The 13,124-nt window shown below is 73.7% G+C and carries 14 protein-coding genes; 8 read left to right on the top strand and 6 right to left on the bottom strand.

Annotation, left to right across the window (positions count from 1 at the left end; genetic code table 11):
- The first annotated feature begins 30 nt into the window (after positions 1-30).
- Positions 31-1,140 (top strand): ThiF family adenylyltransferase, encoded by a 1,110-nt coding sequence (locus DEI88_RS13060; RefSeq protein WP_181441263.1) that lies wholly within the window; start codon positions 31-33, stop codon positions 1,138-1,140.
- Here the strand turns inward: DEI88_RS13060 and DEI88_RS13055 are convergent.
- Complete coding sequence (locus DEI88_RS13055) at positions 1,131-1,835, bottom strand: DUF4232 domain-containing protein (protein ID WP_111072452.1); 705 nt, start codon at positions 1,833-1,835, stop codon at positions 1,131-1,133. The genes DEI88_RS13060 and DEI88_RS13055 overlap by 10 nt on opposite strands.
- Positions 1,836-1,951: 116 nt before the next feature.
- Between DEI88_RS13055 and DEI88_RS13050 the strand changes: the two genes are divergently transcribed.
- From DEI88_RS13050 to DEI88_RS13025, 6 genes are read left to right on the top strand one after another with little or no spacing between them, the layout of a single operon-like run.
- Positions 1,952-2,611, top strand: coding sequence for a winged helix-turn-helix domain-containing protein (locus DEI88_RS13050; protein WP_111011205.1), 660 nt, complete (start codon positions 1,952-1,954; stop codon positions 2,609-2,611).
- Positions 2,608-3,879 carry a sensor histidine kinase gene (locus tag DEI88_RS13045; RefSeq protein WP_111072451.1) on the top strand — a complete coding sequence of 424 codons (1,272 nt, stop codon included), beginning with the start codon at positions 2,608-2,610 and terminating at the stop codon, positions 3,877-3,879. Before DEI88_RS13050 ends, DEI88_RS13045 begins: the two co-directional genes overlap by 4 nt.
- Before the next feature lie 37 nt (positions 3,880-3,916).
- Positions 3,917-4,357: a TOBE domain-containing protein gene (locus tag DEI88_RS13040; RefSeq protein WP_111072450.1), complete on the top strand. Its 441-nt coding sequence runs from the start codon at positions 3,917-3,919 to the stop codon at positions 4,355-4,357.
- Complete coding sequence (gene modA, locus DEI88_RS13035; protein WP_111072449.1) at positions 4,354-5,172, top strand: molybdate ABC transporter substrate-binding protein; 819 nt, start codon at positions 4,354-4,356, stop codon at positions 5,170-5,172. The genes DEI88_RS13040 and modA overlap by 4 nt, the downstream gene beginning before the upstream one ends.
- Positions 5,169-5,984: an ABC transporter permease gene (locus DEI88_RS13030; RefSeq protein WP_258375143.1), complete on the top strand. Its 816-nt coding sequence runs from the start codon at positions 5,169-5,171 to the stop codon at positions 5,982-5,984. Before modA ends, DEI88_RS13030 begins: the two co-directional genes overlap by 4 nt.
- Positions 5,981-7,060 (top strand): ABC transporter ATP-binding protein, encoded by a 1,080-nt coding sequence (locus DEI88_RS13025; protein WP_111072448.1) that lies wholly within the window; start codon positions 5,981-5,983, stop codon positions 7,058-7,060. The genes DEI88_RS13030 and DEI88_RS13025 overlap by 4 nt, the downstream gene beginning before the upstream one ends.
- 54 nt (positions 7,061-7,114) lie before the next feature.
- On the opposite strand, the gene DEI88_RS13020 is transcribed toward DEI88_RS13025, so the two are convergent.
- Positions 7,115-7,837, bottom strand: a complete 723-nt coding sequence (locus DEI88_RS13020) for an SDR family oxidoreductase (protein WP_111072447.1) — start codon at positions 7,835-7,837, stop codon at positions 7,115-7,117.
- A gap of 128 nt (positions 7,838-7,965) precedes the next feature.
- On the opposite strand from DEI88_RS13020, the gene DEI88_RS13015 reads away from it, so the two are divergent.
- Positions 7,966-8,382 carry a MerR family transcriptional regulator gene (locus tag DEI88_RS13015; RefSeq protein WP_111072446.1) on the top strand — a complete coding sequence of 139 codons (417 nt, stop codon included), beginning with the start codon at positions 7,966-7,968 and terminating at the stop codon, positions 8,380-8,382.
- Here the strand turns inward: DEI88_RS13015 and DEI88_RS13010 are convergent.
- From DEI88_RS13010 to DEI88_RS12995, 4 genes are all read right to left on the bottom strand, one after another.
- The gene (locus DEI88_RS13010; protein WP_111072445.1) at positions 8,357-8,602 is read right to left on the bottom strand and encodes a MoaD/ThiS family protein; all 246 of its coding nucleotides are present in this window, start codon (positions 8,600-8,602) and stop codon (positions 8,357-8,359) included. The two genes, DEI88_RS13015 and DEI88_RS13010, sit on opposite strands and share 26 nt — an antisense overlap.
- Positions 8,599-9,636 (bottom strand): GTP 3',8-cyclase MoaA, encoded by a 1,038-nt coding sequence (gene moaA, locus DEI88_RS13005; RefSeq protein WP_111072444.1) that lies wholly within the window; start codon positions 9,634-9,636, stop codon positions 8,599-8,601. The genes DEI88_RS13010 and moaA overlap by 4 nt, the downstream gene beginning before the upstream one ends.
- Before the next feature lie 135 nt (positions 9,637-9,771).
- Positions 9,772-11,547: a GH25 family lysozyme gene (locus tag DEI88_RS13000; protein ID WP_111072443.1), complete on the bottom strand. Its 1,776-nt coding sequence runs from the start codon at positions 11,545-11,547 to the stop codon at positions 9,772-9,774.
- An 81-nt stretch (positions 11,548-11,628) separates the two neighbouring features.
- Positions 11,629-13,122: a glycosyltransferase family 87 protein gene (locus tag DEI88_RS12995; protein ID WP_146246089.1), complete on the bottom strand. Its 1,494-nt coding sequence runs from the start codon at positions 13,120-13,122 to the stop codon at positions 11,629-11,631.
- Positions 13,123-13,124 lie beyond the last annotated feature (2 nt).

Genomic DNA, 13,124 nt, shown 5'->3' with positions numbered 1-13,124 from the left:
GTCCCCGGGGTGGACGCAGATAATGACGGGGTGCGTCCGATCGTCGAACCGGCTCCGACCGTCTCCGCTGCCCGTCGGCGCCTCGGCTCACGGACCGCGCCGCTGCCCGGGGTCGGGGACGAGGGCATCCGCCGCCTCGCGGCCGCACGCGTGCTCGTCATCGGTGCAGGCGGCCTCGGGTCGCCCGTCGTCGCGCTGCTCGCGGGGGCCGGTCTCGCGCGGCTGACGGTCGTCGACCCGGACGTCGTCGACCCGTCGAACCTCGCCCGGCAGACGCTCTACACGGCCGCCGACGTCGGCCGCCCGAAGGCACGCGTCGCGGCGGACCGGGCGCACGCCGTCGACCCCGAGACCGAGACGGTCGCCGTCGTCGCCGAGTTCGCCCCCGACATCGTCGCGGGGCACGACGTCGTGGTGGACGCCGCCGACAGCGTCGTCGTCACCCGCGCCGCCTCCGAGGCCTGCGCTGCGGCCGGCGTCCCGCTCGTGTGGGGCAGCGCTCTCGGCTCCGACGGGCAGGTGTCCGTGTTCTGGGACGCCGCTCCCGACGGTGCCGCGGTCGACTTCCACGACCTGCACCCCGACCCGTTCGACGACGACGGCTCGTGCGCGCTCGACGGCGTCGTCCCGGCGCTCTGCGGCGTGGTCGGGTCGGTCATGGCCGGACAGGTGTCCGCGCTCGTCACCGGCGTCGGGGACCCCCTGCTCGGCCGGGTCGTCACCGTCGACGCCCGCACGTGGCGCGCCGTCGAGAGCCCGCTGCGTCGTGGTCCGGCGTCGCGACGTCCGTCGAGCCTCCCGGCCGCGCAGCGTGCGTCCGCGCCGCGGATCGCGCCCGCCGCCCTGGAGGCCCGGCTCGCCCTGCGCGCGCAGGGTCGCGACGACTTCGTGCTCGTGGACGTCCGCACGGACGCCGAGCTCGACGCGACGGGCGTGGTCCCCGGGGCGGTGCGACCGGACGACGTCCCCGCGGACGCCGAGGTCGTCGTCTACTGCGCCCGTGGCCCGCGCGCGGACGCGTGGGCCACGGCGAACGGCAACGGTCGGACCGTGACCGTGCTCGACGGCGGCATGACCGCGTGGCTGGCCGAGGCGCGGACCACCGCCGAGCGCCCCGATCGGGGTGGCGCTCAGGGGTAGGGGATGAACGCGTCCACGCTCATCTGCACGTCCTTCGTCGAGGAGCAGGCGGTCCCGTCGCCGGCCGAGCCGCCACCGCGGAGGAAGATCGACGTCCTGCTGCCCGGCGGGTAGACCCGGAGGCCGTCCGGGTGCACGGGCTTGCACTCCGCCGGGTCGAACACGGCGGCGTCCGCGATGTCGATGTAGGCCTGCGCCGCGGCGCCGTGCTGCAGCGTGACCGTGGGGTGCGGGACGCCGCGGTCGAGCTTGGCGGGGGCGCCGATCTGCGTGCCGTTCCCGTCGCCCACGTACGAGACGCCGGGCCAGCCCTGCAGCGTGCAGCTCGTGGCACCCGTGTTCGTCAGGATGATCGCCACCCGCTGCTGGCTCATGCCCGAGCCCGTCCCGGGCTGTTGACCGTCGCGCTCGCCCGTCTTTGCCGACAGCTGGCTCGACGTGCACGTCGAGGCTCGGGTGCCCGGCCCGGACCTGGCCGCCGTCGTCGCCGGTGCGGGAGCGGACGGCGTCGCGGTCGCGCCGCTGGCGGCCGGTGTCGTCGTGACGGTCGGCGTGACGGTGGAGGTCACCGTGGCGGCGGTGTGGTGGTGGGGCCCGGAGGTCGTGCCGGCGGCGCATCCCGCCAGGGGGACCGTGACGAGCGTGGCCGTCGCGGCGGCGATGAGGACGCGGTGCCGTGTTCGCAGGTGTTCCATGCGTCCGACTTTGCCCGGCCGAGCGTGAGGTGGTGATGAGATGGTCACCGGCCGGTCTCACGACTTCCTCATCTCGGTCCTGCGAAGGTGTCGCTCGGAGTCGGAGGGACGTGGACGTGCGGTTGCTGCTGCTGGAGGACGATCTCGACCTGGCCGCCCGGATCCTCGACGGACTTCGGCGGGCCGGGTTCGCGACCGACCACGTGACCGACCTCGCCGCCGCCGACGAAGCCGTCGCGGTGACGGCGTACGACGGCCTCGTGCTCGACCGCACGGTCCCCGACGGTGACTCGCTCACGTTCCTCCGCGCGTTGCGGCGCGCGGGCGACACCGTCCCCGTGCTCGTGCTGACGGCCCGCGACACCGTGGAGGACCGCGTCGACGGGTTCCACGAGGGCGCGGACGACTACCTCGTCAAGCCCTTCGCCTTCGCCGAGCTCGAGGTCCGTCTGCGGGCCCTGACCCGGCGCGGGGCGGCGCTCCGCGTCCCCGTCCTCCGTGCCGGTCCGGTCGTCATGGACGTGCCCCGGCACGAGGTCACGCACGACGGCGTCCTCCTGAGTCTGACGCCCAAGGAGTTCGGGGTCCTCGAGATGCTCCTCACCGCCGACGGCGCCGTGCTGTCCCGGAGCGCGCTGTTCGAGGGGTGCTGGGACGAGCGCAGCGATCCCCTGTCGAACGTCGTGGACGTCGTGATCGCGCAACTCCGGCGGCGGCTCGGCGAGCCGGACCTGATCGAGACCGTCCGCGGCGTCGGCTACCGGATCCGATCATGAGGACGCGCGAGGTCGCGATCGGGTCCCGACCGAGCCCGGCGGCCCGGCGGCGGCTCGAGCGGATCCGCTGGAGCATGACCCTGTTCTTCGCGCTGACGACCGCGGCCTGCATGGTGGCGCTCGCGGTGTTCTTCGCCGCGACGGACGCCGCCGCGCGCCATCGGGTCGACGACGGCCTCCGCACCCAGGCCCGCCTGGTGTCCGAGGGTGTCACGCACGACGGCCGGTCCTTCAGCTTCGCGACAGGGACGACGCCCGCGTCGGGCGCCGGCTTCGCCGCGATCGGGACGATGCCGGCGGGGTTCGTGGACGCGAGGGGCATCGAGTACGCCTCGCCGCGGCAGTCGTCCCTGCCGTCCTCGGCGGTGATCAGCGCGATGTACGCCGGCATGCGGCGCGCGCACGCGTCGGTCTTCCAGACGGTGTCCGGGCGGAACGGGGTCGCGATGCGGTGGGTGGCGCGGCCACTCGACCCATCGGACGTCGCGATGACGATGGTGGGTGCTCCGGCCGCGGCGCCGTTCAGCCGTCGGACACTCGTGCTGGGGCTCGTCCTCGCGGTCGCCGTGCTGGTGCTCCTGGGGACCGTCACCGGGCACGTGCTCTCCGGTCGCGCGATGCGTCCCGCCGTGCGGCAGGTGGAACGGCAGGAGCAGTTCCTCCGCGAGGCCGCGCACGAACTGCGGACGCCGCTCGCGACGCTCGGCCTCATCGCGGAGTCCGGCGTCCGGCATCCTGACACCGCGGACCAGGCGCTCCGGGACCTCCAGGGTCGGCTGGAGCGGATGACCGGCGTGGTGACGAGCCTGCTCGCTCGAGCGCGGTCGGAGTCCGGTGGCGAGATCGACCGGCGGCTGCTCCGACTCGACCAGCTCGTCGAGGTCACGATCGACGAACTCGGCCGTGGTGACCTCGTGTCCGTGGACGCCGTGCCGACGGTGGTGCGGGGGAACGCGGACCTCGTGGAACACGCGGTCCGGAACCTCGTCGAGAACGCCGTCCGGCACACGGACGGCCCGGTCCGCGTGACGGTGCGCGACCGGTGCTTCGCGGTCGCCGACTCGGGCAGCGGCGTTCCGGAACGCCTCGCCGGTCGTGCCGACGGCGCCGACTCCGGTGTCGCCAGCGGACCTGGCGTCGGCACCGGTACCGGGCTCTCCATCGTCCGGTGGGTCGCCGACCTGCACCACGCGGCGCTGCGGTTCGAGGGGCGGCCCGGAGGCGGGCTCGTGGTCAGCCTCGAGTTCCCTACCGGCGACACGCGCTGAGCATCGGGGCGGTACCTGCGCCTAGGATCGCAGCATCATGACGCAACTGCGGATCCGCGACGCTGCCACCTACCTCGGCGTGAGCGACGACACCGTCCGACGACTCGTCGACGGCGGGACGTTCACCCGCGCCACGGACGACGCGGGCCGGGCGGTCATCGACGGCCGTGAACTCGCGCGGTACGCCAAGGAGCGCAGCACGGCGCTCGCCGACCCCGCGTCGGGTGTGCAGAGCTCCGCGCGCAACCGGTTCGTCGGGATCGTCACCGACGTCGTCACCGACCGTGTGATGGCGCAGGTCGAGCTCCAGTGCGGGCCGCACCGCGTCGTGTCGCTCATGAGCGCCGAGGCGGTGCGCGACCTCGGCCTCGAGGTCGGGTCCGTCGCCGTCGCGTCCGTCAAGGCGACCATGGTCGTCGTCGAGGCCCCCGCGCCGTCGGTCACCGCCGACGCCGCTGCCCGGGAGGAACCCGCATGACCCGTCCGTCGTCCCGCCTCCGCCTCGGCGCGGCCGCCGCGCTCGCCCTCGTCGGCACGCTCGCCCTCGCCGCGTGTTCCTCCGGCGGAGGATCCGGCTCGGCCACCCCGGCCGCCAGCGCCTCGGCCAGTGCCGGCCCGACGGGCACGCTGACCGTCTACGCGGCCGCGTCGCTGCAGCAGACCTTCACGACGCTCGGCAAGCGGTACGAGGCCGCCCACCCCGGCGCCCACGTCACGTTCTCGTTCGGTGGGTCGAGCGACCTCGTCAGCCAGATCCAGGCGGGCGCGCCCGCGGACGTGTTCGCATCCGCCGACGAGACGACCATGGGGACCTTGAAGAGCGGCGGCATGATCGCCGGGGCGAGCCACGACTTCGCGACGAACGTGCTCGAGATCGCGACCGCCCCGGGCAACCCGAAGCAGGTGTCCTCGTTCTCCGACCTGGCGAGCTCGTCCCTCCAGGTCGTCGTCTGTGCGACGCCCGTGCCGTGCGGCGCAGCGACGGCGAAGGTCGAGTCCGCGACCGGCGTCACCCTGCACCCCGTCAGCGAGGAGCAGTCCGTGACCGACGTGCTCGGCAAGGTGGAGGCCGGGCAGGCCGACGCCGGCGTCGTCTACACGACCGACGTCCGGGCGGCGGGGTCGAAGGTGCACGGCGTCCCGTTCAGCGCGAGCGCGAAGGCCGTGAACACCTACCCGATCGGCGTCGTCCAGGGCACCGCGCACAAGGCCCTCGCCGCGTCGTTCGTCAGCTACGTCCGCTCGACCGCGGGCGAGCGGGTGCTGCGGGACGCGGGGTTCGGCAAGCCGTGACCGACGGGCTGCCGCGGCGTGCCGGGACCCCTCGCGCCGCCGTCCCCTGGTGGCTCCCGGTCCCCGCCGTGGTGGGCGGCCTGTTCGTGATCGTCCCCGTCGTCGCGATGACGGGATCGGTCGACTGGTCGACGTTCGGCCACCTCGTCACGACGCCCGCGTCGCTGACCGCGCTCGGGCTGAGCCTCGGCACCGCGCTCGCCGCGACCGGCGCCGCGTTCCTGTTCGGGTTCCCGCTCGCCGTGCTGTTCGCCCGGTCCGACGCGCGATGGGTCGGGGTCCTCCGCGCGGTCGTGCTGCTGCCGCTCGTGCTCCCACCCGTCGTCGGTGGGCTCGCGCTCCTCGCGGCGTACGGCCGGATCGGCCCCGTCGGCGGGTTCCTCGCCGCACACGGCGTCCGGATCGCGTTCACCACGGTCGCGGTCGTCATCGCGCAGACGTTCGTCGCGATGCCGTTCCTCGTCACGGCGATCGAGGGTGCGCTCCGGGCCGGTGACGGCCGGGCCGAGGCGGTCGCCGCGACGCTCGGTGCCGGACCCGCGCGGGTGCTCGTCACGATCACCGCGCCACGGGCGGTGCCGGGCATCCTGTCCGGCCTCGTCCTGTGCTTCGCGCGGGCACTCGGGGAGTTCGGCGCCACGCTCACGTTCGCGGGCAGCCTGCAGGGCGTGACGCGCACGTTGCCGCTCGAGATCTACCTGCAGCGCGAGATCGACCCCGACACGGCGGTCGCCCTGGCGCTCGTGCTCGTCGCCGTGGCGATCGTCGTCATCGGAGCGTCGTCCCTGCTCGGTCGTCGGGCGATCGCGTGACCGCCACGGTCCTCCGGTTCGGCGTGACGGCACGGGACGTCGTGGTCGACCTGACGATCGCCCCCGGCGAGGTCGTCGCGCTCGTCGGCCCGAACGGCGCCGGCAAGTCGACGGTCGTCGGGGTCGCCGCGGGACTCGTCCGCGCTGACGCCGGTGAGGTCCTGATCGCCGGGCAGCCCGTCGTCCGCGGACGTCGCTCCCTGGTCCCCGTGCACCGCCGCGGCGTCGGGCTCGTCGGGCAGGACCCCGTGCTGTTCCCGCACCGCTCCGTGCTCGAGAACGTCGCGTACGGGCCCCGAGCCACGCGCCTCGGCCGACGCGCCGCACACAGGCGCGCGCTCGCCGCACTGACGACGGTCGGGGCCGAGCACCTCGCCACCCGCTGGCCGTCGTCGCTCTCCGGCGGCCAGGCACAGCGGGTCGCGGTGGCCCGGGCGCTCGCCACCACACCCCGCCTGCTCCTGCTCGACGAGCCGACGTCCGCGCTCGACGTGGAGGCGCAGCGCGAGGTCCGCCGGGCGCTCGCCGCCGTCGTCCGGAGCGGAGACGCGAGCGCGGCGGGCGGGACGGCCGTGCTGCTCGTGACGCACGACCCGCTCGAGGCGATGGCGCTCGCGGACCGCGTCGTCGTCCTCGAGCGCGGCCGTGTCGTCGAGGACGGACCCGTCGAGCGGGTGCTCCGACGCCCGACCTCCGCGTTCGGCGCCGCGTTCTCGGGCCTGACCCCGGTCCACGGACATGCCGTGGTCGGCGGGATCCGGCTCGCTGGCGGCGAGGTCCTGCACGCCGACGCGGTCGACGCCGGACCCGGAGCGGCGGCGCTCGCCGTCTACCACCCCACCGCCGCGCGGCTCGGGAGGCCCGGTGAGGTCCGGACCGGTCCGCCGTCCGGCATCGTCCGGCGCGTCGATCGGATCGAGCCGCGCGACGGGCTCGTCCGCGTGGTCGCGGGGGAGTTCGTCGTGGACGCCACCGTCGCGGCCGTCACCGCGTCCTCCGTGCGGGTCGGGGCGGAGGTGACCGTGGGCCTCCCGGCCGACGAGGTCACGGTGTTCCCGTCGTCGCCGGGGAGGTGACGGTCGGACGGGTCGCCCCGTCCGGCGACCACGGGCACCGCCACGCGCCTGACGTCAGCCGGCCATCGACGCGAGCTGGGCGTAGAAGACCGCCGGGTCGCCGGCGAGCGACGCCTTCACCATCGCGCTCCAGTCGTCGACGACGACCTCGATCGAGCCGGCGGCGAGTCCGTCGAGGGAGGCCCGCGGCACGTCCCGCGGATCGATCATGGGGCCGTCGTACCCGGACATGATGTCGGTGTCGGCGGCGCCGAGGTGGACGCCCTGCACCAGCGTGCCCTGGTCGGCGAGTTCGAGGCGGATGCCGTTCGTCATGTTCCACTCGGCGGCCTTCGCGGCGCCGTAGGCACCGGAGGCAGGGCCGAACGCGAACCAGGACAGCGCGGACAGGACGTTCACGATCGCACCGCCCCCGTTCGCGGCCAGGACCGGGGCGAACGCACGGACGACGTCGAGGGTGCCCCAGAAGTGCGTGTCCATCTCGCGGTGGATCTCGGCGAGGTCGCCGGTCACCAGGCTCGCGCCGGTCGAGATGCCCGCGTTGTTGACGAGCAGCGTCACGTCCCGGGCGGCGTCCGCGGCGGCGATGACCGAGGCGTGGTCGGTGAGGTCGAGGTGCAGGGGGACGACCCGCGGGTCGTCGACCTCGAGCGCCTCGATGCGTCGTGCGGTCGCGTAGACCGTGCTCACGCCGCGGTCGAGCAGTTCGAGGACGAACTGGCGGCCGATGCCGCGGTTCGCTCCGGTCACGAGGGCGGTCTGTCCGGTGATGTCCATGCTGGTTCCTCCATCTGGTGGCGGGCTCGATCGGCACCGCCGGAGCTACGCTAGGAGTTGACGTCGACGTCAAGGGCAAGTGGCGACCGCCACCCGCCCACCAGCGGTGTCCGAGGAAGGGGCGTCCGATGCGCATCGGCGAGGTCGCACGGCGAGCAGGGGTCAGCCCGAGGGCGCTCCGCTACTACGAGGAGCAGGGGCTGCTCGCGTCGATCCGCACGGCGAGCGGCCAGCGCGTCTACGCGGAGTCCGCCGTCGAGCGGGTGCAGCTGATCCAGCAGTTCTTCGCCGCGGGGCTGTCGAGCCGGACGGTGCTGCAGCTGCTGCCGTGCGTCGACAGCGGGGCGTCGTCGCCCGAGGCGTTCGCCCTGCTCGAGTCGGAGCGCAACCGGATCACCGAGGCCATGGCGTCCCTCGGCGCGGCGCGCGACGCGCTCGACCGGATGATCGACATCGCGTACCACCCGACGCCCGAGCACTGCCCCGCGCTCCGTGAGCGGTCCGAGGAGTCCGAGAGCGTCAGCCCCCGGCGAACGGCGGCATGACGTCGACGAGCTCGACGCCGACGAGGGGCGTCGCGGCGTCCTTCGTCGACACGCCGTCGACGAGGTAGGAGCAGCGACCCCGCAGGGCGGCCCAGCGCTCGGCGTCCTCGACCGGGACTGCGTCGAGCGCGTCGCCGAGGGTGCGGGCGTCGACGTCGAACGCGTCGCGTCCGACCGCCGCGCGTGCCGCCGCGAAGAACCGGATGCGCGTCACGCTCATCCGCCGATCGCGCTCATCGAGCGGGCCGGCTGCACGAAGTCCGCGCGGTCGACGCCGTGGTCCCGCGGCTTGGCCCACATCGCCCGCTGCCAGATGGCGACGACCTCGTCGTCGTCGGCGCCCGCACGCATCGCGGTGAGGACGTCGGTCTCCTCGTCCGAGAACAGGCAGCTTCGGACCTTGCCGTCGGCCGTCAACCGCGTCCGGGTGCAGTCGGCGCAGAACGACTCCGTCACGCTGGCGATGATCCCCACCGCGCCGAGGTGCCGTCCGGCGCTGCCCGCCACGCTGCGCTCCGCGACGTCGTAGCGCTCGGCCGGGGCACCGTCACGCGGTGCGGCGTGCGGCGTCAGGACGACGTGCTCGGCGAGGAGCTCCCGGACCTCGGCGGCGGTGACCATCTCGGCGCGGTCCCACGTGTGCCCAGCGTCGAGGGGCATCTGTTCGATGAACCGGAGTTCGTACCCGCGCTCCAGACACCAGGCGAGCAGGTCGGCGGCGTGGGTGTCGTTCACCCCGCGGAGGAGCACCGCGTTCACCTTCATCCGCAGCCCGGCGGCGTCCGCGGCTGCGATGCCCTCGAGCACCCGCGCGAGGAACGGCCGCCGGGTCACCGTCGTGAAGGTCTCGGAGTCGATCGTGTCGAGCGAGACGTTGATGCGGTCGAGGCCGGCGTCGGCGAGGGCTTGGGCGCGCGAGGCCAAGCCGATCGCGTTCGTCGTCAGCGACAGCTCGGGACGATCGGGCAGCGCCGCGCATCGAGCGACCACGTCGACGAGGTCCGCCCGGAGCAGGGGCTCGCCGCCCGTGAACCGCACCTTGCGCACGCCGAGTCGTGTGGCCCCGAGGCCGACGAGCCGGGCGATCTCCGCCGCCGTCATGATCGCGTCGCTCGGCGAGACCGGGAGGCCCGCGGCCGGCATGCAGTACGTGCACCGCAGGTTGCACCGCTCGGTCAGCGACACCCGGAGGTCGATCGCACGCCGACCGAAGCGGTCGACGAGACCGGTGTGCGGCATCCCCAGCATGACCATGACGTCAGCCTACGTCGCGGTCCCGGCGGCGCTGTCCCAGCCGCGACGGCCAGGAGGCCCGGCCCTGCGCTGCGTGCGCGGGGCCGGGCCTCCTGGGCGACCGCCCGACCAGGTGGGTCGGAGCGGGTCAGCGTGTCAGCGTCCGGACGTGTGGGACTCCCAGACCGCCTTCGTGCCCTTGTAGAGCACGAGGTTGCCGTCGTCCTGCATCACCAGTCGCGTCGCGCCGGACTTGCTCGACTTCGTCGACCACAGCGCGGACCCGGCGCTGTTGTAGAGCACCGTGTTCTGGTCGGCCTGCAGGGTCAGCGTGGTGCCGCCCTTCTTCGACGTCTGGGACGCCCAGGTCGCCTTGCCGCTGCTGTAGACCACGACGTTGCCGTCCGCCTGCACGATGAACTGCTTCTTGCCGTTCTGGGACAGCAGGTACTGGCCGGCGGTGAGCGTCGAGGTCGGCGTCATCGTGTCGCGGCCGTTGCGGCCCGTGTGCCAGTACAGCGTGCTGCCGTTCTCGAGCCGCAGGTCCCCGTTGTCCTCCATGGTGAGCTTGTTGGCCGGCTTGTTCGAGGTGTGGCTCTCCCAGATCGCCTTGCTGCCCAGGTACACGACGAGGTTGCCGTCCGCCTGCATCTTCAGGTAGGCCCCGGGCTTGCCGCTCGTGCCGCTCGACCACAGCGCGCGGTTCATGCCGTAGACGACCAGGTTGCCGTCGGCCTGCATGTTCAGCGTGTACTGCTTGTTCGCCGACGTGATGCCCTGCCCACTGTTCAACTGCGCGCCCGCGCTGAGGGAGCTGCCGACCGTGGTCACGGCCGGGATCGCCGGCGCGGAACCGCCGCCACCGGTCGCGAACTGCCGCAGCTGGGCGAGCGTGCCGTTGTAGACGTCCTGGTCGCCGGCGAACACCCCGGCGTCGGCGTACTGCCACATGGCGTACTTCGTCCAGCTCGCGGGGAGCGTCCCCGCCCCGGACGACAGGCTGCTCGGGTAGCGGGCGATGAACAGCGGGCTGCCGCTGAACGCCGCGCTGTTGCCCGTGCACGTCTTCCACCAGTCGGTGGTCGAGTAGATCGCCGGCAGGACGCCGGTCTTCGCCTTGATCGTGTTCGAGAAGTCCCGGATCCACGACACCATCGCCGAGGCGCTCAGGCCGTAGCAGGTGTTCGTGCCGTCGGTGCCGGTGTAGGGGTCGTACTCGATGTCGAGCAGCGGGGGCAGCGTCCGGCCGTCCGCGCTCCAACCGCCGCCGTGCGCCGCGAAGTAGGTGGCCTGCGTCGCGCCGCTCGACTTGTTCGGAACCGCGAAGTGGTACGCCCCGCGGATGAGTCCGGCGTTCGTGGCGCTGGTCCACTGCGACGCGAACTGGCTGCTCGTGTAGGAGGTCGACTCGGACGCCTTGATGTACACGAACCGTGCACCCTTGTTGTAGGCGGACGACCAGTTGATGCTGCTGTTCGTCTGCCACGCGCTGATGTCGAACCCGTCGGTGCCCGGGACCGCTGACGAGTTCGCCGCGTTCGCGTGCATGAGGCCGCCGGACACGTTCGCGCCGGTGTTCGCCGCGATCGTCGAGCCCATCGTGTGGTTGCCCGCGGCGTTCATCTCGGCGAGCGACGGGTCACCCTCACCCGTGGCCGACCCGTCGGCGCTCGCGGGCGCCGTGGCGCTGGCGGAGGCGGTGGCGCCGGCGGTCGCGGCGGCGCTCCGCGACGCCGACGCGCTCGCGGACGGCGTCGCCGGCACGGCGGCCGTCGGCGAGGCGGACGGCGTCGCCGCCGTGCCCGCGGTGGTGGTCGTGGTGGTGGCGCTGGTGCTCGTGGTGGCCGTGCTGGTGGCTGCCGCCGCACTGGTGACGGTCAGCAGCGGGCCGCCGAGGACGACGGCCGTGCAGGCTGCCGCGGCAGCGACCACCCCTGAGAATTTGCTGGGTCGCAAGTCGGAACTCCCTGATCATGGGCGGTTCCCTCTGCCGCCCCAACGGTCCGGATGAGCCTAAACGAGCCGGTCCGGATCCGAACCCCCCGGAACGGGGGCGTGGCGTTCGGGGGACAAACGGGCGCGCCAGCGTACCCAGTCCGAACGCGGTGTCCGCACCAGCGTTCCGACGAGCACGAGCGCCGCCGCCGCCGCGAGGGTCCACCGGAACGTGTCGACCGACGGGTGCAGTTGCCGGACCGTGATCGCGAGTCCGACCGCGAGCCACTCCCACCGCCCGGACAACACGACGAACGGCACGAGGAGCAGCGCGTACCAGGGGTAGCGGGGGCTCACGGCGAGCAGGGTCACCCCGATCACGAGCACCTCGCCGCTCCACGGCCGGGCGGGATCGGCGACGCGCCAGGCGACGACCGCTGCCAGGAGCACGACCACGCCGACGACGACGATCGCCGCGTTCCCGTGGGCGACCAGCGACACGAGGGCGAACCGGGAGCCGTCGTCGTAGCCCTCCTCGGACAGGTACCCGGGCAGGTAGCCGAGCACGCGGAGGCCCGTGGTCGCCACGTACGGCACGTACAGCACCGCGAACACCGCGACCCCGACGAGCAGCGCCCACCACGAGCGGCGGCGTCCGAGGAGGGCCGGGTACGCGATCGCGGGGATGAGCTTCGTGCTCGTCGCCGCACCGAGCGCGATCCCGCCCCACACCGGACGGCCCAACGCGACGAGCACCGCGCCGACCGTGACGAGCGCGGCGCCGAGGACGTCGACGTGCGAGTTCGTCACCGCCTCGGACGCGACCAGCGGGCACCACGCCCACAGGGCCGCCCAGCGGAGGTCGGCGCGGGCGCGCCGCAGCACGAGGAGCAGGCCGACGGTGACCCCGAGCGACACGGCGAGGCCCGCGACCTGCATCGGCCAGTACGTCGCCGTCACGGGCACCAGGCTGCGGACCAGGGCGAACCAGAGCTCGGCCATGGGCGGGTAGATCGTCGGTACCGAGGGCCGGTTGATCGGCGTGCAGAGGCGCGCGTCCGTGGCGGTGTCGTGGGCGGTCTGGATGCGGTCCCCCGGGCAGTACGTGGGGCCGGTCGGGCTCTGCACCACGTGTGGGGTCGGGTGCCCGAAGAGCCAGTCCGGCCGGATGCCCGCGAGCACGTGGGACGACGGCGTGTGCGCGTAGGGCGACAGACCGTGCAGCTGCACGATGCCGTCCCACGCGTACCGCGCGCTGTCCGAGCTCGTGTCCGGCGGCCCGGCCAACGCCGCGACCCCGACGACCACGGCGCCGCCCAGGACGACCGCCGCCACCGCGCGCCGCGGCACCGCGCGGAGCAGCAGGACACCGAGCACGAAGACCGCCCAAGCGATGCAGGTCCACGTGACGAATGGAGTGCGATGACCCGGACGGAGGAACCCCAGATGCGTGATGCCCCAGGCGATGACGCCCGCGAGCACGAGCACGGTGACCGCGGCCGGGAGCGTGGCGAGCACGGCGCCGAGGCGGATGGGACGCTCAGTGCTCGTGCGGCGCGGGGCTCGGGGCATGG

It is taken from the genome of Curtobacterium sp. MCBD17_003, assembly GCF_003234885.2.
GTDB lineage: Bacteria > Actinomycetota > Actinomycetes > Actinomycetales > Microbacteriaceae > Curtobacterium.
This window is presented reverse-complemented; position numbering and strand designations above follow the sequence as displayed.